Consider the following 21,880-nt stretch of genomic DNA (forward strand, 5'->3'; position numbering starts at 1 on the left):
AGGGCGGGCCGTTTCATGGCTGCAACAGTGCGTATTTTCATGGGTGGCATACGCGATTGGCGCTTGATCTCGCCACAATCGTGCGTATGTAAGCGGCGCGTATCGACTGATCATATCGAAGGCGACACTTGGCACTCTACAGGGAAAAAGACATCTTCGAACGCCGCGGCGCGGCGAACGAGGCGAAAAGAGCATTGCTCGAACGGTTCAAAGCGCGGCCGGCGGAAAACGATCCGCAGGTGCTTGCGCGCAAGGCGGAGCGGCAGGCTATCCTTGACGCCCGCGAGAAGCGGGCGATCGAGAAGGAAAAATTGCGCAAGGAGCGCGAGGCGCTCGAGGCTGCCGAACGGGCTCGCCGCGAGGCCGCGGAGGCAGAGCAGCGCAGGATCGAGGAAGAGCGGCTCGCCGCAGAAGCCAAGATCCGCGAACAGCAGGAAATCGAGCGCGTCGCGCTTGAACTCGCCGAAGAGGCGGAGCGCAAGGCAAAGCGTGACGCACGCTACGCAGCGCGCAAGCAGCGGAAGCGCGGCGGCCGCACCAGCTAAGCCTTTCGAGGCTCCCGGAAATTTCAAGGGCCGGGGCGCAATCGCGCCCCGGTTCTTTTGGCTTATCCGGTGATAGGCGCCGACAACGTTATGTGGCAGGTGGCCTCGTCACGATTTCGGCCGTGCATAGCGGACTTTCCAACCCTGCCCGCTGCCGAAAACTAGGCTACCAGCTTCAGCCCGACGATGCCGGCGACAATCAAGCCTATGCAGGCAAGCCGCATGGCGGTCGCGGGCTCACCCAGCAGCCAGATGCCGAGCATCGCGGTGCCGACCGTGCCGATGCCTGTCCACACCGCATAGGCGGTGCCGACCGGCAGCGTCTTCAGCGCAAGGCCGAGCAGTCCGAGGCTGACGATCATGCTCGCCACCGTCAGCAACGACGGCGTGAGGCGTGTAAATCCGTCGGTATATTTGAGGCCGATGGCCCAGCCGATCTCGAACAGGCCGGCGAAGAACAGCAGAATCCATGCCATGGGAAAACTCCTTATGGCGGGCCGTCCCGACCGAATTCTTCTGGAAATGCAGGGCCGTCCCTGCGCCCGACCCATATAGGACCTGGCGATACGGCGAACAATGCTGGCAACGCATGGCTGATCGGCACGAGCGGCAAGGCAGGTGCCATGGCGCGACGCTCGCCACCCGCGCCATCCGCGACTTCGACGGGCTTGACCTCAAGCTCGTAAACCCGTTTGAAGCACTGGCCTGACGGATCGTTGCCGCGACCGGGGCGCAGGAAGCATCTGGCGATCGGTCTTCCGAGGCAGCCGGCAACGCGGGAACCGCATGACTCTGCGCATCATCTTCATGGGTACGCCGGATTTTTCGGTGCCGACGCTGAAGGCGCTGGCCGAGGCCGGCCATGAAATCCTGGCCGTCTACACCCAGCCGCCGCGGCCGGCCGGCCGGCGCGGGCTGGAGCTGAAGCCATCGGCGGTGCAGCGCGAGGCGGAACGCCTGGGTATCGCGGTCCGCTGCCCGGCCTCGCTGAAGACGCTGGCCGAACAGGAGGCCTTTGCGTCGCTCCGCGCCGACGTCGCCGTGGTCGTCGCTTATGGTTTGCTGTTGCCGCGCGCCATCCTGGAGGCGCCGAGGCTGGGCTGCTTCAACGGTCATGCTTCGCTGCTGCCGCGCTGGCGGGGCGCCGCGCCGATCCACCGCGCCATCATGGCCGGCGACGAAGCGACCGGCGTGATGGTGATGAAGATGGAGGAAGGGCTGGATACCGGCCCGGTGGCCGCCTCGACGCGCATACCGATCGGCCCCGACATGACCACCGGCGAGTTGCATGACCGGCTGAGCGAACGCGGCGCCGTGATGATGGTCGAGGCGATGGCCGAACTGGAGCGCGGCTGGCTGGTGCTGACGCCGCAGTCGGAGACGGGTGTCACCTATGCGAAAAAGATCGACAAGGCCGAGACGCGCATCGACTGGTCGCTGCCGGCGGAAGACGTGCACAACCGCATACGCGGGCTGTCGCCCTTCCCCGGCGCATGGTGCGAATTCGCGGCCGGCGCAAAGACGGAACGGCTGAAGCTGCTGCGCTCGAAAGTTTCCGATGGCGAGGGCGCGCCGGGAACGCTCCTCGACGACCAGCTGACCATCGCTTGCGGCAGCCAGGCGGTGCGTCTCGTCGAAGTCCAGCGCGCTGGCGGGCGTGCCGTCGAAGCGCAGGAATTCCTGCGTGGGGCAAAACTGACGGCCGGAGACAAAATGTCATGAGCGGCGTGGCCATCAGGACGGCGCAAGCCGCCGACCGAAGCGCCATCCAGGTCCTCGTCGAGCGCGCCTTCCGCCAGCCGCTCGAAGCCGATCTCGTCGACCGACTCGCCGCGGACGGCGATATTGTCCTGGAACTGGTTGCGGAAAAGGATGGCGACGTTGTCGGTCATGTCCTGTTCTCGCGATTGATGGTCGAAGGCGATGGCGCGTCCTTCGCGGCTGTGGCGCTGGCGCCGCTCGGCGTCGATCCCGACGCGCAGCGCACCGGCATCGGCGTGGCGCTGGTCGAGGAGGCCCTCCGCCGACTCCAGGCCGGCGGCGAAAAGCTTTCCGTCGTGCTCGGCGACCCAGCCTACTACAGTCGGTTCGGCTACCGGCGTGGCCCGGCGGAGGGATTTTCCAGCGACTACCAATGCTATGCGCTGCAGGCGCTGGCTTGGGGAGAGGCGCCGACGACCGGCCGGCTGGTCTATGCCGCGGCCTTCGCGGATCTCTGAGCCATGCCGCGCTACCGGCTCGACATCGAATATGACGGGACGCCTTATGCCGGCTGGCAGCGGCAGGACGGGCCGCGCTCCGTGCAGGCGGCGATCGAGCAGGCGATCCGGAAATTCTGCGGCGACACTGTCAGCCTCCGTGCCGCCGGGCGCACCGACGCCGGCGTGCATGCCACGGCCCAGGTCGCCCATGCCGACCTGACCAGGGACTGGCCGGCCGATACGGTGCGTGACGCGATCAACGCGCATCTGCATATGGCCGGCGACGCGGTGGTCATTCTCGCGGCCTCTGTCGTGGAACTCGACTTCGACGCCCGCTTTTCCGCGACCGGCCGGCGCTATCTCTACCGTATCCTCAATCGCCGCGCCCCGGCTGCGCTTGAAAAAGGCCGTGCCTGGTGGGTGCCGAAACCGCTCGACGAGCGCGCAATGCACGATGCCGCGCAAAGGCTGGTCGGACGGCACGACTTCACCACCTTCCGCTCCGCGCAATGCCAGGCGGACAGCCCCGTGCGAACGCTGGACCGGCTCGAGGTCAGCCGCGACGGCGACATCATAGAGGTGCGGGCAGAGGCGCGCTCGTTCCTACACAACCAGGTCCGTTCGATGGTCGGTTCGCTGAAGCGCGTCGGCGAAGGCGGCTGGAGCGCCCACGACCTCGCCGCCGCGCTCGCCGCCCGCGACCGCGCCGCTTGCGGCCAGGTGGCGCCGCCGGACGGGCTTTATCTGGTTGGCGTGGAATACGGGACCGAAAGCCCCAACATTCCCTGAAGCGTGAAAAGCACGACCAGCGAAGCGACGAACATGGCGGCGAAGACGGCGGTGCCGATTGCCGCCCCCTTGCCGACGGCAGCATTGGTCAGCCGCCAGCCGAGCACCAGCGAGGCCGTGTAGAGCAACAAGGAGAATAATATCGCCGCATCATTCGCTGAAGGCGCAATGAGCTTGAGGATCGCGACCGGCAGCATGAGCCAGACGAGCACGACCGAGCCCCAATTGGAGGCGACGACATAGGCGACAAAACGATCGCCGAGACCGGCCGGCCTGGCGGCCAATGCAAATGCAATGAGCGGCAAGAGCCAGGTTCCCAGATCGACCACCGCCAGCCTGACGACCACGCCGAAACGCGAGATCGTGCCGATGTCGCCTGCCAGTTGATCGGCGACGGAGACCCAGCCAAGGGCCATCGCCGGCAGGGCGACCACGATGGAGAAAAAGGAATTCCAGAACCCGTCAACGCTGAGATCGAGCAGGCGCAGCCCGTCCGCCTTGCCCAGCAGCAGGCGCCAGGCTCCGGTCAGGCTGCGTTGAATTTCCTCGGCCGGAAGCATTTTTTCATCCGAACCAGTCTTGCAGGAAGCGCTGGTAGATCCGCGTCAACGTCTCCAGGTCGGCCAACGCCACACGCTCGTCGACCATGTGCATGGTCTTGCCGACCAGGCCGAACTCCACCACCGGGCAGAAATCCTTGATAAAGCGTGCATCCGAGGTGCCGCCGGAGGTCGACAGCGCCGGCGTCCGGCCGGTCACCGCGCCAATCGACGCCGACAGCGTGCCCACGAGCTTGTCGTCGCGTGTGAGGAAGACGTGGCTCGGCCGGTCGCGCCAGACAAGCTCGAAATCGATACGCTCCTTGCGGCCGGCCCGGTACTTTTTCCGCCCGGCGGCATTGTCAAGGCGGTTGTGGATCTCGGCCTGCACCGTTTCAGCGGTCCACGTATCGTTGAAGCGTATGTTGAAGACCGCCGTCGCCTTTGCCGGAATGACGTTGGACGCCGGGTTGCCGACATCGATGGTGGTGATCTCCAGATTGGTCGGCTGGAAATCCTTCGTGCCCTTGTCGAAGACCGGAACCAGCAGGGCGTCGACCAGCGACATCAGCCCGCGCACCGGATTGTCGGCCAGATGTGGATAGGCGACGTGCCCCTGCCTGCCGTTGACGGTAATGACGCCGGAAATCGAGCCGCGCCGGCCTATCTTGATCATGTCGCCCAGCGCATCCGGATTGGTCGGCTCGCCGACGATCGCCGCGTCCCAGGTCTCGCCACGCCCCGCCGCCCAGTCGAGCAGTTTTGTCGTGCCGTTGATCGACGGCCCTTCTTCGTCGCCGGTGATCAGCAGCGAAACCGAACCGCGCGGTGCGCGGCCTTCGGCAATCTCGCGCGCCACGGCCGCGACGAAACAGGCGATGCCGCCCTTCATGTCGACCGCGCCGCGTCCATACATCTCGCCACCGCGCACTTCCGCGCCGAAGGGCGGCAGCGTCCAGGCCGCTTCATCGCCGACCGGCACCACGTCGGTATGGCCCGCGAACATCAGATGCGGCCCGTTGCCCGACCGCCTTGCATAGAGGTTCTCGACATCCGGCGTACCGTCTTCCGAGAAGGTCGGCCGGTCGGTCGAAAAACCCAACGGCGCGAGCATTTCGGCCAGCGCCGACAGTGCTCCACCCTCGGCCGGCGTCACGGACGGGCAGCGGATCAGCGTCGCAAGGTTTTCGGCGGGGTCGGTCGGCAGTGTCATGCGGAACAAATCATCGTATTGTCGGGCGGCAAAGTCAGTGCGGCTTCGCTATGCGCAAGTCAACGAAAAGCAAGGACATTTTACGGCGAGGCCCGATCGATGGCCGGCACTGGACCTGCCGAGGCTCCATCCCCTCGCCGTTCTGCCCGCACGAAAACAGGCGGCGCGCCGGTGTTACTTGCCGTATGGCGTTGATCACGGCCTCGGCTCTTGCCGTTAAACCAACCGGAAACCATAAATACGCAAGGCGCGGCCGGCATCCGGCAGTTCAATCATTCGGCAAGCGACAAGCGCTAGCGTTCGGTGCACCTTCGGAGAAAGAGTGGACGCCATGCTGGACAAGGTTGAAAGACCATCTGTCGGCACGCCTTTGTTGACCATGGACGAAGCGCGCCTCCGCGAGCCCGGCGACGGCGCGCTGGCGATGTTGCGCGGCTGGGTCGAATCCTACCTGATGCGCGGCCATGCCGATCTTGGACGCACCGGCGCCGTCTGCCCCTTCACCAAGCAGGCCGCGAAACTCGACCTCGTGCGCCTGGCCATCTGCGAAGCAGGCCCTGACGGCGAGGAAGAGGCCTTCACCATCATCCGCAAGGGGTTCGCCGATCTCGAAGCCATTCCCTGCAAGCCATCCATGCGCCATTTCCGCACCGTGATCGTCGGCTTTCCCAATTGCGGATCGCCGGAAGGCATCGACATGCTGCAACGCGTGCAGCGCCGGCACAAATTCTATTCGCTCGCCCGCTTCCGCATGATCGGCTTCATGCATGCGACGAACGATGCGCCAGGCCTGTGGAACCCAACATTCCGGCCGTTGCGCGCGCCGCTGCCGGTGCTCGCCATCCGCCACCTGGTCGAACAGGACGCGCCTTTCGCCGCAAGGCACAAGCTGCTGCTCGTCCCGTATCTGCTGCGCTTCCCGATCGCCGGGCCGAAGCGTCTCATCGCTTTTATGCGCGGCGGCGGGTGAATACGCTTGGCATACTGGCGGCTGGAGCAGCAGCGAGTGGCGATGCGCGCCCAACCGGGCGCGCCATGAGCTTTGCGCATGGCATCGAGATCGTAGCGACACGCGAAGCCTTCGAGGCGCTGCGTCCCGAATGGGATGCCCTCTTCGATCGCGCGGCGCTGCCGCAGCAACTGTTCCAGAGCCATTCCTTCCTCAGCCATTGGGTGCGGCATTACCTCGACCGCTCGATGACGCTCCACATCATCGCCGGCAGGCAGGACGGCCGGCTGATCATGGTGTGGCCGCTGGTCAAGCGGCGGCGGGCCGGGCTCACCATCCTGCAATTCATGGGCAGCCCGGTGGCGCAGTTCGGCGACATTCTGCTCGATCCCGAAAGCGACGCCGATGGGCTGGCTGGCGCCGGATGGACAGCCGTCGGGGGTTCCGGGGCCGATCTGTTCTTCGCGCAGAAGGTGCGCGAGGATTCCACCTTCTTCCGCCTGTCAGGCAGACATCAGCCGGCGATCGTCGAAAGCCAGCGGGCGCCGTTCGCCGACCTCGCCGTCAGGGTCTGCGCCGACGGGCCCGGCAGCGCCTATTCGCCGCGCGACCGCTCGGCCTATCGCCGCCGGCTTAAGCGTCTTGCCGAGCACGGGGAACTCGCCTTCGGCGCCGCGATGCCGGGGCAAGAGGCGGCGGCGATGGCACGCCAGGCGATTGCCTTCAAGCTGGATCAGTTGAAGCGCCATGCGGTCCTGTCGCCGACGCTGTCCGATCCGCGGTTTTCCACCTTCTTCGCCGACTGCGCCGTCGATCCGGCCTCGTCGCTGCGCATCTCGACTCTCAAGCGCGCCGGACGGCCGATCGGCATCGACCTGTCCTTCGACTGCAAGGGCAAGAGTTTCGGCCATGTGATCGCCAGCGACCCGGATTGCGAGCACGAAGGCGTCGGCGGGCTCTTGATCCATCATGTCTTCGCCGCCGCGAGGCAGCGCGGCGCCAGCATCTTCGACATGATGGCGCCCGCCGATCCCTACAAGCTGCGCCATGCCGACGGCCAGACCGGAATCCAGGACCAGGCCTTCGCCTTCACGTTGTGCGGCCGGATCTATCACGAGGCCGTGCTGAAACATGCGCGGCCCTGGGCGAAAGCGCTCGTGAAGAAACTGCCCGCCGGGCTGGTGCGGCAGTTTGCCGGTACGGCCCGCTAGTCGCATGCCGCCAGCTCGCATAAACCATGCCTTGTCCTGGTATCAATGGCGATCGGGCTTGGCTTGTGCGCTCCCATCGCGCTAGATGAACCCGCAATGCCCAAAGTGGGCGCCGCGCTCGTAGCTCAACCGGATAGAGCACCGGACTTCGAATCCGTAGGTTGCAGGTTCAAATCCTGCCGAGCGCGCCAACCCCCTCGCGACCGACGCAGCCACGGATACAGCATGGACTGCCCTCTCAGTCGTAGTCCACCTTCGGATACCATTTCGGGTCACGGCCGGCGGGCGTGGTGTCCAGCACGTTCCACAGCACGGTCATGTCCGGGGCGCCGCGCGGATCCTGGTCGGGATCGGCGGTGTCGCCCAGCTCTTCGCTCCAGAAATGCCTTATCCTGCCGTCGCGCCTGGTGAAGACCTGATAGCCCGGAATGTCGCCCTTCTCGGTCCAGCTATGATAGTCGCGGCCGAACTCTTCGGTCGTGTCGCGATAGATCGGCAGATTCTTCCAGCCGCGTTCCTGCTTGAACGCGGTGAGCCTGTCGATCGGCGCGCGCGCCACCACGGCCAGAGCCACGCGCTGCCTGATGTCGGCGGCGTTGGCGGCGAGATTGCCGAGGAAGGCCGTGCACATCGGACATGGACGTTCCCGTTCGGGCCCGAACATGAAGTTGTAGACGACCAGCGTGTCGTGGCTGCCGAACAGGTCGGCGAAATGCACGGGTCCGCCCTCACCCTCGAACCCATAATCCTTCAGGACTTCGCCGCCCGCCGGCAGGGCGCGCCGCATCTCCGCGACGCGCTCGATATGGCGCCGAAGTTCAATCTCCTCGGCCAGCAGCCTGGTGCGCGCCTGCCGGTACTCCGCGCTTTCGTTGGGCACGCGGTAGCCGCTTGCTTCGGCGAGTTCTTTCGCAGGTTTCAGTTCATACATCGGAATCCTCCGTCGCTTGCATTCATCAAGGACGTGTCAGGAACCGCAAAACCGACAATTCGTTGCGGACGATTTTCTCGAGCCTGCGAGGTGCTGGCAAACCGGCGTTATGACTTTTCCCACGACAGCATATCCCTCGGCAAACGCCCGGAAGGATCGTGAACCGTGACACGCCAGGGCAGGTCGCGTCCCCATTTCCACAGCACGAGATTGCGCATGTCGGGCCGCGTGCCGCGTGCAAAGGAGGGCACGACGATGCCGGCCGCGCCTCCGGCGATCAGGTCCTGCGACACTTTCCACGAGGTGGGCTTTCGCCGTTCGGCGGCATCGAATGCCCATGCGCAAGCCATATCATCAAGTGAAACGCCCGCGGCGCTCCGGCCCTCGTCGGTCGTCAGGTCGACGATATTCTCGCAGTCGACCTCGTAGAGGCAGATCGTCAGCGGCTCGAGCTTCGCCGCGAAACCCTGCGACGCCTCGATCACCGCGCCTTCGATCGTCAGCCCGAGATAAAGCGCCGGAATACCCCTCGGATTGAAGCGGCCGCCGTGGACTTTTGCGCCATCGCCGGAAAGCGGGGCAAATGACCATTTCGGATTGTGAGCGCGATAACAGTCGCCGGCAAACCTCAAGCAAAACCGCCCATCGCGAGGTGGTCGAGATAGTCGCGCACCGCGGTGGCCTTGCCGTCCTTGACCAGGCTTTCCGCCGTGCGCCCGCCGAAGGCTGGGATCGGCTCAGCGCGATACCACGCCATAGCCTGCTTCTCGCCGCCGGCCCAGCCGGTGATACGCGCGATGATTTCCAGCATCTCCGTTATCCTCGCCTGGGTTTTTGCCGCCGTCAGGCGGCTGGTGCGGCGCAGTGTTTCGGGCGCCAGTCCGACCGTCTCGGCGAACTGGCCCTTCGACATGCCGAAGCGCTCCACGACCTGGTCGATCTCGACCGCCCCGTCCTCGGCGAACATGCCCGCAGTATGGCCGAAACCCATCTCGGCGGGCGTCGGCGCCAGATAGGGCGTGACACTTTCCTCAAGCCCGGCGGGACGATGTTTTTTGCGAAGCACGGCCATTGCCACACCATTTGGCACTAAAGTACGCCTAATTATGCGTCAAACTAGGCATGCCGTCAAGCCGCTCCCTACGAGCTGCCAACCAGGCCAGTGGGTGATGGGTGCCTGATCAGCAACGGCAATCCCAGCTGTTTTCTATACCTTCGGCGCCACCGCCCAGAAACCGGCCTTGCGCCCATGGGTCTTCCGCAGCGAGGCGCGGTAGGCGGCATGCGGATCGATACCGGCCAGTCGCAGATCTGCGGCGGCAGCCGGCGCCAGCGCATCGAGCCTGGCGAGATGGCGGGCGCCAGCCCCATAGGCATTGGATTTCGCACGCGCCAGAATGTCATCCAACAGGGCGCGATAGAGCACCGTCGCGGCGGCCGGACGCTCGTGCTCCAGGATTTCGGCTGCCGGCGCAAGAAAGTCGTAGTGCCTGCCTTCCCAATTCCGGCGGTGCTCGATCACCAGCCGCGCGGCGCGATCGAGACGCGGCCATTTGAGAAAGAATTCCAGCGCGAGATAACGCTGCTTCGATCCGGACGCGACATCGAAGGCGCGGTCCAGCGTGTCGAATTCCTCGAAGTCGCCAAGGCGTTCGACATATTCGCGCAACGCGCCGGCATCCAGGGTGGCCTCGAAGCAGGTCCAGCGCAGCTTCTGCGCGGCAGGTTTGTCTCCTTGCGCCTCGATGATGCGGGCTTCGACCATACTGCGGGCGACTGTGCCCGGTTCGCGAGTCCCGGTGCCGTCGGCCAGATCGCTCATGCGCATGTAGCGGATTACCGGACGGCTTTTCCTGCGAATCCAGTCCAGCGCTTCCTTCAGCCGGCCCGCCTCCAGCAACCTTTCGGCAATGGCGATGGTGTCCTGTGCATGTTCCGGCTTGGAAGCTTCCAGGGCGATCAGGCCGTCGAGGTCGCCGAGCTTTTCGGCCATGACCTGTCTGACGTCACGGACCTGCCGCGCCAGCGCCTGGCCTTTCCAGTCCCGGTCACCCTTCGTCGCGGCGTCGAGCTTCTGCTGCCTTCCGGCAAGCTGCTCGTCCCAGCGCCGCAGGGCAGGCTTGTCGAGATGATCGGCGACGGCACGAGAAACCGCCAGCAGATAACCATATGAGTTGTCGCCCAGTGCTGCCATGATCCTGTCGGCCAGGTATTCCTTGTCAGGCGCCGCGATCCGTGCGGTGATATCGCCAATCGACTCGACCATGCCGGCGTAGAGTTCCTGCACCTGCCCGCGCGAATCGTCGATCCGCTCGAACACGGACTCGCTCGTCGAAAGGAAGCGGAGCAATCTGTCGACCGCCATTGCCGGCGAGGCCGGCGCCAGTTCGCCGACGATGCTGCCAACGGTGGCCGCAAGATCCTGCTGGAAGGGCTTAACCTTCTCCCAGTCGATAAAGCTCCGGGCGCGCTCCAGCGCCGAGAGCCGCTTGTCGATCAGCTTAGCGACGGCATCCGGCCCCTTGGTCGCGGCGAGCGCCGCATTGACCAGCTTGCGGAAGGGCGCGCTGCGCGCCGCCTCGTCGAGAACAAGCCGCGCAAGCCTCTCGGTTCCGAGCTCGGACAGTTTTTCGACATTCAACGAAGGCGTGCGCGCCATGACGTCTCTGTTCTCCACAAGGCTTGGCGTTTCCCCGAATCCGGGCACCACTGGATACGAAACAGCCTGTCGCCCTCTTCGCAAATTCACCTTACCGGGCCGCTTCCTTCAGCCGATACAGCGCCTCCAGCGCCTCCTTCGGGGTCATGTCGTCGGGGTTGAGCGCGACCACCGCCTCGCGCAGCCGATCGGTTTGTTGCGGTTTCGGTGTAGCCTCCCGCCTTGCTGCCACCGAAAACAGCGGCAAATCGTCGACCAGCCGGTTGGCCTTGCCGGACGTCTCGCCGCTCTCCAGTTGGTGCAGCACGTCGCGGGCGCGGTCCACCACGGCGGGCGGCAGGCCTGCCAGCCGCGCCACCTGGATGCCGTAGGAACGGTCGGCGGCCCCCTTGCCGACCTCGTGCAGGAAAATCACCTCGCCTTCCCACTCCTTCACCCGCATGGTGACATTGTGCAGCCGTGCCAGCTTGTCGGCCAGCGCCGTCATCTCGTGGAAATGCGTGGCGAACAGCGCCCGGCAGCGGTTCTTCTCATGCAGATATTCCACCGCCGCCCAGGCGATCGACAGGCCGTCGAAGGTAGCGGTGCCGCGGCCGATCTCGTCCAGAATGACCAGCGAGCGTTCGCCGGCCTGGTTGAGGATAGCCGCCGTCTCGACCATCTCGACCATGAAGGTCGAACGACCGCGCGCCAGATCGTCGGAGGCGCCGACGCGGGAAAACAGCCGGTCGACGACGCCGATATGGGCATGTCCCGCCGGCACGAAGGAGCCGGTCTGCGCCAGAATGGCAATCAGCGCATTCTGACGCAGGAACGTGGACTTGCCGCCCATGTTCGGGCCGGTGAGCAACCAGATCGCGCCGAATTTTCCGCCATTAGCCGGCGAAAGATCGCAATCATTGGCGACAAAGGGCTGGCCGGACGACCTGCGTAAAGACTGCTCGACCACCGGATGGCGGCCGCCATCTATGTCGAAAGTTAGGCCGTCATCCACCACCGGCCGCGTCCAGTTCTCGTCGATCGCCAGCGTGGCTAGTGCCGCCGAAACGTCGAGCACCGCAAGCGCCTGAGCGCCGGCGCGGATTTTCTCCGCGTGGCCGACCGCCTCGGCAACGAGATCGTCGAACACGGCGAGTTCGATCTGTAGCGCCCGGTCGGCGGCGTTGACGATCTTCGTCTCCAGGTCGGCGAGTTCCGTCGTGGTGAAACGCATGGCGCTGGCCATGGTCTGGCGATGGATGAAGCGGGCGCGCAGCGCGTCGCTCCCGGTCATCGCCGCCTGATGGTTGGCCGTCACCTCTATGTAATAACCCAGCACATTGTTGTGCCGGATTTTCAGCGAGCGCACGCCGGTCTCGTCGATCAGCCCGCGCTCCAGCCCGGCGATGACTTTTCGCGATTCGTCGCGCAGCGCCCGCATCTCATCGAGTTCCGCGTCCCAGCCGGCGCGCACGAAGCCGCCGTCGCGTTTCAGCAGCGGCATCTCGTCGGCCAGTGCCCGCGCCAGGCGGGTGGCACAATCGGCCGGCAGCGCGCGTATCGCCTCCAGTGCCGCGGCAATTTCCGCCGGCGGCTCGGCTGGCGCCAGCAGGTCGCCGATCTCCGCGGCAGCCTGCAACCCGGCGCACAGCGCGCCGAGATCGCGAGGCCCACCGCGATTCAGCGCCAGCCTCGTCAGCGCGCGCGGCATGTCGGCAAGGCCTTTTAGCGCTGCGCGCAAGCCGTCGCGCAGATCGGGCTCGCCGATCAGCCACGCCACCGAATCCAGCCGCGCATTGACCGCGTCGGGCGCCGTCAGCGGCGAGGTCAGCCGGTCGGCCAGCAGCCGCGCACCGGCCCCCGTCACCGTGCGGTCGATCGCCGAAAGCAGCGAGCCGTCGCGGCTGCCGGACAGCGTGCGCGTAAGCTCCAGATTGGCGCGGGTCGCCGCATCGATGAACAGCGTCGAGCCCGCCGTCTCGCGCTCGGGATGTCCCAGCGGCGGCCGTTCCGCCTTCTGCGTCTTCTCGACGAAGGCGATGATGCCGGAGATCGCCGACAGTTCGGCGCGGCTGAAGCTGGCAAAACCGTCGGGTGTCGCCACCTGGTAGAACCGCGCGATGCGGTCGGCGGCACTCACCGAATCGAACAGGCTCGGCGGCTGCGGGCTCGCCATGCGCCCCAGAACGTCGAAGACCGGCTTCAGCTCGGGGTCGCGGAACACGGGATCGGCGACGATCAGCTCGCGCGGATCGACCCGAAAAATGTCGGCGAGCAGGCGGTCCGGCGCGCTCTCGGCCACCCGGAACAGGCCGGTCGACAGTTCCAGCCAGGCCAGCGCAAAACTGCCGCCGGCGCCGTCGCTTCGCGCGCCGCCCTTGACCCGCCCCAGCGCCATCAGGAAGCTGGACTCGGCCGGCGAAAGCAGCCTGTCCTCGGTGATGGTGCCGGGCGTCACCAGCCGCACCACGTCGCGCTTCACCACCGACTTGCCGCCGCGCTTCTTCGCCTCCGCCGGATCCTCGATCTGCTCGCAGACGGCGACGCGGTGGCCGAGCCCGATCAGCTTCTGCAGATAGTCGTCGGCCGCGTGGACCGGCACGCCGCACATCGGGATGTCGGCGCCGGCGTGTTTTCCGCGCTTGGTCAGCACGATACCCAGCGCGCGGCTCGCCACTTCGGCGTCGTCGAAGAACAGCTCGTAGAAATCGCCCATGCGGTAGAACAGCAGCGAATCCGGGTTCGCCGCCTTGATCTCGATATACTGCTCCATCATCGGCGTAGGCGCCGAGCCCCCTCCCGCTTGCGGGGAAGGGCCGGGGCCAGCGGCATAGGGCGTTGCAGTCTCCATCACCGTCCCGATCTTCGGTGAAGGCGAACCCCCACCCCTGCCCCTCCGCACCAGGGAGAGGGAACTTTCGCATTGCGCAAAAACGCTTTCATCCCTGCTTGGCGCTTTACGACCGCCGAGTGTAGCCTTAATCCAAAACACTCCACAAAAAGAAGCATCGGGCCGTGCAACGCGGCCTTCGGGAAGGAAACACGTTTCACATGGCCTCGAAGAAAGCCGACAACGGACCCTCCGTCAGCGCGCAGGAGGCGCTCGACTTCCATGCCATGGGCCGGCCGGGCAAGCTGGAGATCGTGCCGACCAAGCCGATGGCCACTCAGCGCGACCTCAGCCTCGCCTATTCGCCGGGCGTCGCGGTCCCCGTGAAGGCCATCGCCGAGGATCCCTCCCGCGCCTTCGACTACACGTCGCGCGGCAACATGGTCGCCGTCATCTCCAACGGCACCGCCATTTTGGGCCTCGGCAATCTCGGCGCGCTTGCCTCGAAGCCCGTCATGGAAGGCAAGGCGGTGCTGTTCAAGCGTTTCGCCGACGTCGATTCCATCGACCTCGAGGTCGACACCGAGGACGCCGAGACTTTCATCAACGCCGTGCGCTATCTCGGCCCCTCCTTCGGCGGCATCAACCTAGAGGACATCAAGGCGCCCGACTGCTTCATCATCGAGCAGAAGCTGCGCGAGGTGATGGACATCCCGGTCTTCCACGACGACCAGCACGGCACCGCGATCATCGCCGCCGCCGGCCTGATCAACGCGCTGCAGATCACCGGCCGCGACATGAAGACCACAAAACTCGTCTGCAACGGCGCCGGCTCCGCCGGCATCGCCTGCGTCGAGCTGATCAAGTCGATGGGGTTCGCCCCGGAAAACGTCATCCTCTGCGACACCAAGGGCGTGGTCTACCAGGGCCGCACCGAAGGCATGAACCAGTGGAAGTCGGCGCATGCGGCAAAAACCGACGCGCGCACCTTGGCCGACGCCATGGACGGCGCCGACGTCATCTTCGGCCTCTCCGCCAAGGGGGCGCTCACCACCGCGATGATCCAGTCCATGGCAAAAAACCCGATCATCTTCGCCATGGCCAATCCCGATCCCGAGATCACGCCGGAGGAGGTCGCGGAAATCCGCACCGACGCCATCATGGCGACCGGCCGCTCCGACTATCCGAACCAGGTTAACAACGTGCTCGGCTTCCCCTACATTTTTCGCGGGGCGCTGGACGTGCGCGCCACCACCATCAACGACGAGATGAAGGTCGCCGCCGCCAAAGCGCTCGCCGACCTCGCCCGCGAGGACGTGCCGGACGATGTCGCCGCCGCCTACCAGGGCATGCGGCCGAAATTCGGCCCCAACTATATCATCCCCGTGCCCTTCGACCCACGGCTGATCTCCGCCATCCCCGTGGCGGTCGCCAAGGCTGCGATGGATTCCGGCGTGGCGCGCCGGCCGATCGTCGCCCTCGACCGCTACGCCCAAGAACTTTCCGCCCGCCGCGACCCGATCGCGTCGACCTTGCAGCGCATCTACGACCGCGTCCGCCGCCAGCCGAAACGCATCGTCTTCGCCGAGGGCGAGGAGGAGCAGGTGATGCGCGCCGCCGTCGCCTATGCGAACCAGAAACTCGGCACCGCGATCCTGGTCGGCCGCGACGAGGTGATCAAGGAGAACGCCCGCAACGCCGGCGTCGATTTGAACAAATCCGGCATCGAGATCATCAATGCCCGCCTGTCGCGCCGCAACACCGTCTATGCCGACCATCTCTACGAGCGCATGCAGCGAAAAGGGTTTCTGTTCCGCGACTGCCAGCGGCTGATCAACAACGACCGCAACCACTTTGCCGCCTGCATGCTGGCGCTGGGCGACGCCGACGGCGTGGTCACCGGGGTGACGCGCAACTATTCCACCGTGCTCGACGACATCAGGCGCGTCATCGACGCGAAACCCGGCCATTGCGTCATCGGCGCCTCGATCGTGCTGTCGCGCGGCCGCACAGTGATCGTCGCCGACACCGCCGTGCACGACATGCCCAACGCCGAGGAGCTAGCCGACATCGCCGAGGAAACCGCCGGTTTTGCCCGCCGCATGGGCTACGAGCCGCGCGTCGCCATGCTCGCCTACTCCACCTTCGGCCACCCGCCGGGCGAGCGCTCCGAGCGCGTGCAGGAAGCGGTCAAAATCCTCGACAGGCGCCGCGTCGATTTCGAATATGACGGCGAGATGGCCGCCGACGTGGCGCTGAACCATCGGCTGATGCGCGAGCAATACCCCTTCTGCCGCCTCTCAGGCCCCGCCAACGTGCTGATCATGCCGGCCTTCCACTCCGCCTCGATCTCGACCCGCATGCTCCAGGAACTCGGCGGCTCCACCGTCATCGGCCCGCTGCTGGTCGGCCTGAACAAGCCGGTGCAGATCGTCAGCCTGAACGCCAAGGATTCGGACATCGTCAACATGGCTGCGATCGCGGCGTATTCGGCGGGGAGTTGAGGCGTGATCTGTCCAGCTTATCTGCGATCTCTTCGGCACGACTACCGAGGAGTGAGGCCGAAATTAGACCATAAGGACTCCAGAGCCGTCGTATAGTCGCGCATCCGCGACGACCTTGATCCGAAAGCATGCGTGCACGGTTGCATCTAAGACGGTATACAATAACGTCCTAACGTACTATGTTCGTGCTTTGATGACTCGGTGCATTGCTGAACATGGTTGTCACAGCCTCCCCTCTATCCCGCCTCAATGAGTTTGTAGCCAAGCAGGAGGCGGTATCCGACACCCTGCCTTTTATTCACCTGACCAACACGTACAAATTCGACAAAATAGCTGCTTCTGATATTATTAAGACAGAGCGATGCAGGTATTTTAAAGAGGAACTAATATACCTATTTTATGGTCGACCTGCTTACAGAATTAAAAAAACCCTTAATGGAAATCTCCCATTTGATTGGCCTGTGGCTTTAATATTTGACGAAAGGATAATTGCTAAAAAGATTTCGAGATTGTACCCGTTTGATACAGGTGGCTTTTTTATAAAAAAGTATGAACGATTTTTTGATAAGGCTAGTACAATTGGCGACTTTAGCCTTGAACCTACTCTGGAAACAATTTTAAGGGTTGTTTCTGCGTTTTATCAGAGTAATTATGAGTACTTTACCGGAGCAAGCCGAAAGAATGTTGATATCGCCATTGATCAATTCGAAGCTATCGGACTGCACGAAATGGCGCGACAACCCGCGGATCCAGAGGCGTCTTCGCGGGTGCCTCCAGATGAGCGCGCGTCATCCATAGAGGCTCAACTGGAGGAGGATCTCGCACTCAGCGGTGCGCTGCGTGCAGTAGTTTGCCCGTTACGTCTCATGGAAGTGTCGAGATGGGTTGCGGCACTCAACCGATGGAGTCCGACTGTTATCGAACCTTACTCCGTTCATAACGCCGTCCATCCTGAATTTTTTGCCGGCGTTGTTTATAGCAAGGTCGAAAGCGCTTTGCGACAGCTAGGTTATCTACAATGATGAGACTATCCGCCATACATGTTAGCGACAACAATTTCCCATTGATTGGAACGCCAATATTTTCTAACGGCGACGGCAATTTGTACTTTCAAGTATCAAATGATGGACGAAATATTGATAGTTTCGCCTCGGTAAGGTCGCTACCTCGCGACAGACTACTTTACACCGGCGTTAACCATGAGAAAAGAGATGTAGGAAGTAAGATCTTGTACTGCGTTGCAATATCAAAAGAGTGGTCTTGGCTCGGTGATAGAGACCGCATAAGGAAAGATATTTTGGAGCCCCGATATGCTTCTGTGGTAAAACAACATCCTTTTTTGCATATGGAGCTGGGATATATTTTGAATGACGTGGGTATCGTTAACGAAGCGGCGAAGAAGGGCGCAGCAAAAATCGCTAGGATCGCCCCGAGCATTGCGCACGCTTGGAAAAGAAACTGCGGACTACATCCAGATGTTATTGATAGCATTGATCAAATAATTGCTTCGAACACTCCGTCGACAACGGAATTGGTGGCAATACGCGTGAGTCTTCCCGAAGTGGTATTCGCGGCCTTGGATTCAGCCGCTATCGCCATCGGAAAGAGGCGCGCCGTCATGGTCCGAGATACGCTCTCACGCCATCGGGAGGAAATGCGAGCCCCAGAATTTCTCGACAAAGTGGTCAATTTCTCCAGGTCCTTACAAGAGGACGAATTTATTGGGCGCCGCTTTTGGAGCGACGAAGCTCTTCAACATCATCTCTTAGGGGATGCTTTCTCATCCAAGCCACACCTTAATAGCCGAATATTCTTCAAAGTTGCAAAGACCTTTGAATTTTCTAGATCTACTCTGAGGTTATTTGAAAGAGAGCAGGTACTCCTCTTCAAGATTTGGAATGAGCAAGGATTTCTTTTAAGATTTTTCAATGTCGAGGAGTTCTATGGTTATTCTATATTGTATATGGTTGATAGACATGTGGGTCTCTTCAGAGAACGGCTTATAAAAGAAAGAGATCGCCGCTTCGATTTTATTCGCGATGACTTAAGGGATCAACTAGGAGGTAATCTCGTCGGGCGATCCCAGACGGTTCTTTGATTGATGGTACTCCGTGAACATGCTCCCACGGCGGATTTTTCCGCCCCGTGGCGACTATTCGTGCTGTCAGAATGCACCGTTGCCCGTCTTGTGGTCAGGCGGGCTCAGGGGGCGCCTGGCGACATTCGAAGCGGCGTCCGCCCTACGAATTCCTGGCGCCACCCTTTTCCCTCGCTTCCGCACTGCAACAGGCGTAAGACGCCGGCCATGGAAAACAATCGCTTCGAGACGCCCGTCACCGTCAAGTCCTCGCAAGGGCCTGACAGGGCCCTGAACACCGCCCGCGAGGCGACCGACTATCTGTTGAACAACTGGACCGGCAAGCGCGGCCCGAAGCATCGCGAGGCGCTGCAGGCCTGCCACGATGCGCTGGCCGGCACCAAGCCGGCGATGACGGCGCGCCGCGCCTTCGTCGCCGCGGCGCGCGAGGCGTCCGTGCTGGTCACCGACAAGGTCTGAACAGCTACTCGGCCTTCTCTTCCTCGGTGCGGGGCTCGGCCTCATCCGTCTCCGACTGCTTCTTGGCGGCCTTGGCGGCCAGCTTTTCCGCCTTCTTGGCGGCCTTGATGCGCTCGCGTTCCTTGCGTTCGTGATTGTAGTTGGGCGGCCTCGGCATCGGCTTCTCCTTTTTTGTTGCGTGGCCCCCTGCCTAAGACCTTAGGCCGGCGAACACAACCTCAAGCGCAAAAGCTTGCCGCAGCGGGCGTAGGGCGCCGGCGGTTTTCCGAAAACGGTGCCTAAAACGGGGATGAAAAATGCGCCGTTTTGAAGAAATATTTTTGAGCGCGCCGGCCTGGCCTCGCCAACCCATTGAAATCGCTCGCAGGCGATTCCGCATCGCAGCCGCCTTTTGACAAAAAACGGCGCTGGCTATCCCCCTCGCCAAAAACGCGCGCATACTTTTCGCCAGTTTCTCCCGCCGGGAACGCTTCCGGAGTCGTTTGAAAGCGGGGAGGAACCGGCGCCTCCGTCATGCTGCCGACGAAGCGGCATGGCCGGGGAGGCCGCGTCCGAAGGTTCCTCCCTCGACACTACGGTCGGGGCGCACTGGACGAGTGCTTAAGACCGGGCCAGCCGAGGCGAAAATGCCGGAGCCGGAGCAAGGCGAAGCGGAACGGACGAGGCCAGAAATCGCCGGACGGGCGGCCGCGAGGTCGCACAAAATTTAGATGAGCGACCCCGCGGCCGCCCGTCTTCCCGACCCTCACCAACCCGGCCAACAAGCGCGGGAGCGCGAACCCATGCCCAGACGCAAGAACCCAGAGACCGAATTCGTCACCGAGGCGGACGTCGCCAGCCTCACACCCTTCGAAAGGCGGTGGATGGAAAAGCTGCTCGACGTGCGGCCGATCGGCGATCCGCCGCGCGGCATGACCGAAGAAGAATATTTCGCGCCGAAACCCTACACGCCCTACGACTGGGACGACCCCGATATTTCCGACACGTTCGAATATGAGGTGATGCCGGAGGGGTATCCGAGCTTCCGCATCGTGCATTCGCCGCGTAGCGAATACCAGAACGACGCGCAGTATGAAGCGGGGCGCCGTGACAAGGAGGGTTTTTATTACTTCCTCGGCATTTTTCTCGGTCTCTCGCAAAGGGCCGCCACCTGCATCGGCCTGCACAAGACCTGTACGCGCGAGGCCTGCCGGCGGGCACGCAAATGCGCCTCGCGCCGCGCCGAGGACGACTGGACGGTGTTCCCCGGACCGATGATGCCGCCCTGCTGCAACACCACCGAGCGCACCGCGCTGGTGCGCCACATGGTCAACATCAAGCTCGAGCAGCACAATGAGTGGGTGCTGGCCGGGCAGGCCGAAGCCGACGAAGGCGGCGGACGATGACGCGCTACCGCAGCGACGTCGCCATCACGCCGCCGTCGACGGTCAGCACGGCGGCGTTGACCTTGTCCATCTGCGCGAGGTGCAGGAACACGTCCGCCACGTCCTCCGCCATCACCTCGACGCCGAGCAGGTTGCCGGACATGTATTCCTTCGGCGTCATGCCGCGCGCGGCGGCGCGTTCCAAAATCATCTGGTCGGTCATCAGGCCGGTGCGGATGCGCCCGGCATTGACGCCGGCGACACGAATGCCTTCGCCGCCGTGGTCCACCGCATATTGCTTCATCAGCGCCATGGTGGCGGCCTTGGGAATGCCGTAGGGCCCAAAATCCTTGCCGGGATTGACCGACTGGTTGGAGATGTTGAACAGGATCGTGCCGCCGCCGCCCTGGGCGCGAAACAACCGCACGGCCGCCTGGCAGACATGCTGGTGGCCGAAGAAGTTGAGATCAAAACTTCTGCGCAGCGCTTCCATCGGCAGGTCGGCGATCGCCCCCTGGTCGGCCGATCCGGCATTGGAGACCAAGAGGTCGAGCCCGCCGAGCTGCTCGACGATCTTTTCGAACGCCGCCTCGACCGATGCGCGGTCAGTCACGTCGCAGCGCAGCGCGAAACCCTCGATCTCGGCGGCCAGCGCCTGGAGTGCCTCCTCGTTGATGTCGAGGCAGGCGACTGTCGCGCCCGCGCCGGAAAACGCGCACGCCACGGCGCGGCCGATGCCGCTCGCCGCCCCCGTCACGGCGACCCGTCGCCCCTCCAGCGGGCGAGTCAGAAGATTTGCCGGCGCTGCGCTCGCCATGATCACGCAGCCTGCTTCAGCGACAGGTCGCGGAACAGCACGTATGCCCGCTCCACCGTCTCGGTGTCCGCCGGACGGCCTTGGCTCCAATCTTTGCCGCCCTTGATGTCGTGGAGATCTGCCATTTTCTTGTCCTTCGTTTCTGGTCGCGGCCGGGATCAGGCCCTGGCGACGAAATCGCGCATCGCCTTGAGGATCAGCGAGATCGAGATCGCTCCGGGATCGGGGTGGCCAATGCTGCGTTCGCCCAGCGAGCGCGCCTTGCCGGTGGTGGCGATCATCGCCTTGGACGCCTCAACGCCCTGCAGCGCGCCATCGACTGCGGCGGCCGTCGCTGCCTCAAGCCCTTTGTCGGATGCCGCCCGCGCCGCGCGGGCGGCCGGAGCAAGCGCGTCCACCATGGTCTTCTGGCCCTCCATAACGCCTCCGCGCTTCAGCACGGCGGCAAGCCCATCCTCGAGGAACGCGGCAAAGCTCGCCCCGTCGATGCTGCCGCCGGCAAAACCCTTGGCGCCGGAGCGGAACAGCGTGCCGAACACCGCGCCCGCCGCGCCCCCCGTGTTCGACAGGATTGCCATGCCGATCGTCTTGAAGGCGGCATCGACGCTGTCCGGCTCGGATGCCTTGAGCGCTTCGAGCGCGGCCTCAAAACCGCGCCGCATGCCGATGCCATGGTCGCCGTCGCCGATGGCGAGGTCGGCGTCGGTCAAGATTTCGGTCTGGTCGATCAGCGCCTGGCTGACCGCGACCAGCATGTCGCGGGCGCCGGCCGCGTCGAGCGTTTTTGCCATG

The 21,880-nt window shown here is 63.8% G+C and carries 23 protein-coding genes, 1 tRNA gene and 1 pseudogene; 13 read left to right on the forward strand and 12 right to left on the reverse strand.

All coding sequences use genetic code 11. The features are described 5' to 3' along the window. The first annotated feature begins 128 nt into the window (after window positions 1-128). Window positions 129-545 carry a DUF6481 family protein gene (locus tag ACH196_RS26665; RefSeq protein WP_396647644.1) on the forward strand — a complete coding sequence of 139 codons (417 nt, stop codon included), beginning with the start codon at window positions 129-131 and terminating at the stop codon, window positions 543-545. 161 nt (window positions 546-706) lie between these two features. Here the strand turns inward: ACH196_RS26665 and sugE are convergent, their stop codons facing one another. Then, the gene (gene sugE / locus ACH196_RS26670) at window positions 707-1,021 is read right to left on the reverse strand and encodes a quaternary ammonium compound efflux SMR transporter SugE (protein WP_396647645.1); all 315 of its coding nucleotides are present in this window, start codon (window positions 1,019-1,021) and stop codon (window positions 707-709) included. A gap of 146 nt (window positions 1,022-1,167) precedes the next feature. Here sugE and ACH196_RS26675 point away from each other — a divergent pair. The 4 genes and pseudogenes from ACH196_RS26675 to truA form a co-directional block, all read left to right on the forward strand. Continuing rightward, window positions 1,168-1,254: pseudogene (locus tag ACH196_RS26675) on the forward strand (type II toxin-antitoxin system VapC family toxin); the annotation flags it as partial. Window positions 1,255-1,331: 77 nt separating this feature from the next. Beyond that, on the forward strand, window positions 1,332-2,267 hold the full coding sequence (gene fmt, locus ACH196_RS26680) for a methionyl-tRNA formyltransferase (protein WP_396647646.1): 936 nt from the start codon (window positions 1,332-1,334) through the stop codon (window positions 2,265-2,267). Then, on the forward strand, window positions 2,264-2,764 hold the full coding sequence (locus tag ACH196_RS26685; RefSeq protein WP_396647647.1) for a GNAT family N-acetyltransferase: 501 nt from the start codon (window positions 2,264-2,266) through the stop codon (window positions 2,762-2,764). Before fmt ends, ACH196_RS26685 begins: the two co-directional genes overlap by 4 nt. Before the next feature lie 3 nt (window positions 2,765-2,767). Continuing rightward, window positions 2,768-3,535 (forward strand): tRNA pseudouridine(38-40) synthase TruA, encoded by a 768-nt coding sequence (truA, locus tag ACH196_RS26690; RefSeq protein ID WP_396647648.1) that lies wholly within the window; start codon window positions 2,768-2,770, stop codon window positions 3,533-3,535. On the opposite strand, the gene ACH196_RS26695 is transcribed toward truA, so the two are convergent. Then, entirely contained in the window at window positions 3,487-4,095 is a 609-nt protein-coding gene (locus ACH196_RS26695) for a transporter (protein WP_396647649.1), read from the reverse strand. The genes truA and ACH196_RS26695 overlap by 49 nt on opposite strands. Window positions 4,096-4,099: 4 nt before the next feature. Beyond that, window positions 4,100-5,287 (reverse strand): succinyl-diaminopimelate desuccinylase, encoded by a 1,188-nt coding sequence (gene dapE / locus ACH196_RS26700; protein WP_396647650.1) that lies wholly within the window; start codon window positions 5,285-5,287, stop codon window positions 4,100-4,102. Between the two features lie 331 nt (window positions 5,288-5,618). On the opposite strand from dapE, the gene ACH196_RS26705 reads away from it, so the two are divergent. The 3 genes from ACH196_RS26705 (at window position 5,619) to ACH196_RS26715 (ending at window position 7,638) form a co-directional block, all read left to right on the forward strand. Continuing rightward, entirely contained in the window at window positions 5,619-6,257 is a 639-nt protein-coding gene (locus ACH196_RS26705; protein ID WP_396647735.1) for a DUF6875 domain-containing protein, read from the forward strand. A gap of 65 nt (window positions 6,258-6,322) precedes the next feature. Next, complete coding sequence (locus ACH196_RS26710; RefSeq protein ID WP_396647651.1) at window positions 6,323-7,447, forward strand: GNAT family N-acetyltransferase; 1,125 nt, start codon at window positions 6,323-6,325, stop codon at window positions 7,445-7,447. 114 nt (window positions 7,448-7,561) lie between these two features. Continuing rightward, a tRNA-Arg gene (locus ACH196_RS26715) sits at window positions 7,562-7,638 on the forward strand. A gap of 47 nt (window positions 7,639-7,685) precedes the next feature. Here the strand turns inward: ACH196_RS26715 and ACH196_RS26720 are convergent. From ACH196_RS26720 to mutS, 5 genes are all read right to left on the reverse strand, one after another. Then, a complete protein-coding gene (locus ACH196_RS26720; protein WP_396647652.1) occupies window positions 7,686-8,378 on the reverse strand; it encodes a DUF899 family protein in 693 nt (230 codons plus the stop codon). A gap of 107 nt (window positions 8,379-8,485) precedes the next feature. Further along, the gene (locus tag ACH196_RS26725; RefSeq protein ID WP_396647653.1) at window positions 8,486-9,010 is read right to left on the reverse strand and encodes an RES family NAD+ phosphorylase; all 525 of its coding nucleotides are present in this window, start codon (window positions 9,008-9,010) and stop codon (window positions 8,486-8,488) included. Continuing rightward, window positions 9,007-9,369: an MbcA/ParS/Xre antitoxin family protein gene (locus tag ACH196_RS26730; RefSeq protein WP_396647736.1), complete on the reverse strand. Its 363-nt coding sequence runs from the start codon at window positions 9,367-9,369 to the stop codon at window positions 9,007-9,009. The genes ACH196_RS26725 and ACH196_RS26730 overlap by 4 nt, the downstream gene beginning before the upstream one ends. Before the next feature lie 216 nt (window positions 9,370-9,585). Next, the gene (locus ACH196_RS26735; RefSeq protein WP_396647654.1) at window positions 9,586-11,037 is read right to left on the reverse strand and encodes a DUF6880 family protein; all 1,452 of its coding nucleotides are present in this window, start codon (window positions 11,035-11,037) and stop codon (window positions 9,586-9,588) included. 91 nt (window positions 11,038-11,128) lie between these two features. Next, window positions 11,129-13,867 (reverse strand): DNA mismatch repair protein MutS, encoded by a 2,739-nt coding sequence (mutS, locus tag ACH196_RS26740; protein ID WP_396647737.1) that lies wholly within the window; start codon window positions 13,865-13,867, stop codon window positions 11,129-11,131. A 200-nt stretch (window positions 13,868-14,067) separates the two neighbouring features. Between mutS and ACH196_RS26745 the strand changes: the two genes are divergently transcribed. The 4 genes from ACH196_RS26745 (at window position 14,068) to ACH196_RS26760 (ending at window position 18,907) form a co-directional block, all read left to right on the forward strand. Further along, window positions 14,068-16,350: an NADP-dependent malic enzyme gene (locus ACH196_RS26745; protein ID WP_396647655.1), complete on the forward strand. Its 2,283-nt coding sequence runs from the start codon at window positions 14,068-14,070 to the stop codon at window positions 16,348-16,350. Between the two features lie 215 nt (window positions 16,351-16,565). Then, complete coding sequence (locus tag ACH196_RS26750) at window positions 16,566-17,372, forward strand: hypothetical protein (protein WP_396647656.1); 807 nt, start codon at window positions 16,566-16,568, stop codon at window positions 17,370-17,372. After that, on the forward strand, window positions 17,369-18,448 hold the full coding sequence (locus ACH196_RS26755) for a hypothetical protein (RefSeq protein ID WP_396647657.1): 1,080 nt from the start codon (window positions 17,369-17,371) through the stop codon (window positions 18,446-18,448). The genes ACH196_RS26750 and ACH196_RS26755 overlap by 4 nt, the downstream gene beginning before the upstream one ends. Window positions 18,449-18,655: 207 nt before the next feature. Beyond that, window positions 18,656-18,907 (forward strand): DUF982 domain-containing protein, encoded by a 252-nt coding sequence (locus ACH196_RS26760; protein WP_396647658.1) that lies wholly within the window; start codon window positions 18,656-18,658, stop codon window positions 18,905-18,907. Between the two features lie 4 nt (window positions 18,908-18,911). Here ACH196_RS26760 and ACH196_RS26765 read toward each other — a convergent pair whose 3' ends face one another. After that, window positions 18,912-19,064, reverse strand: coding sequence for a hypothetical protein (locus tag ACH196_RS26765; protein ID WP_396647659.1), 153 nt, complete (start codon window positions 19,062-19,064; stop codon window positions 18,912-18,914). A 625-nt stretch (window positions 19,065-19,689) separates the two neighbouring features. Here ACH196_RS26765 and ACH196_RS26770 point away from each other — a divergent pair. Further along, a complete protein-coding gene (locus tag ACH196_RS26770; RefSeq protein ID WP_396647660.1) occupies window positions 19,690-20,292 on the forward strand; it encodes a hypothetical protein in 603 nt (200 codons plus the stop codon). Between the two features lie 4 nt (window positions 20,293-20,296). Here the strand turns inward: ACH196_RS26770 and ACH196_RS26775 are convergent, their stop codons facing one another. The 3 genes from ACH196_RS26775 to dhaL are packed head-to-tail and all read right to left on the reverse strand — an operon-like array spanning window position 20,297 to window position 21,879. Then, a complete protein-coding gene (locus tag ACH196_RS26775) occupies window positions 20,297-21,088 on the reverse strand; it encodes an SDR family oxidoreductase (protein WP_396647661.1) in 792 nt (263 codons plus the stop codon). A 2-nt stretch (window positions 21,089-21,090) separates the two neighbouring features. Continuing rightward, window positions 21,091-21,213: a hypothetical protein gene (locus ACH196_RS26780; protein WP_396647662.1), complete on the reverse strand. Its 123-nt coding sequence runs from the start codon at window positions 21,211-21,213 to the stop codon at window positions 21,091-21,093. 33 nt (window positions 21,214-21,246) lie between these two features. Beyond that, entirely contained in the window at window positions 21,247-21,879 is a 633-nt protein-coding gene (gene dhaL / locus ACH196_RS26785) for a dihydroxyacetone kinase subunit DhaL (RefSeq protein ID WP_396647663.1), read from the reverse strand. Between the last annotated feature and the right edge of the window lies 1 nt (window position 21,880).

Source organism: Mesorhizobium sp. IMUNJ 23232 (genome assembly GCF_044326205.1).
GTDB lineage: Bacteria > Pseudomonadota > Alphaproteobacteria > Rhizobiales > Rhizobiaceae > Kumtagia.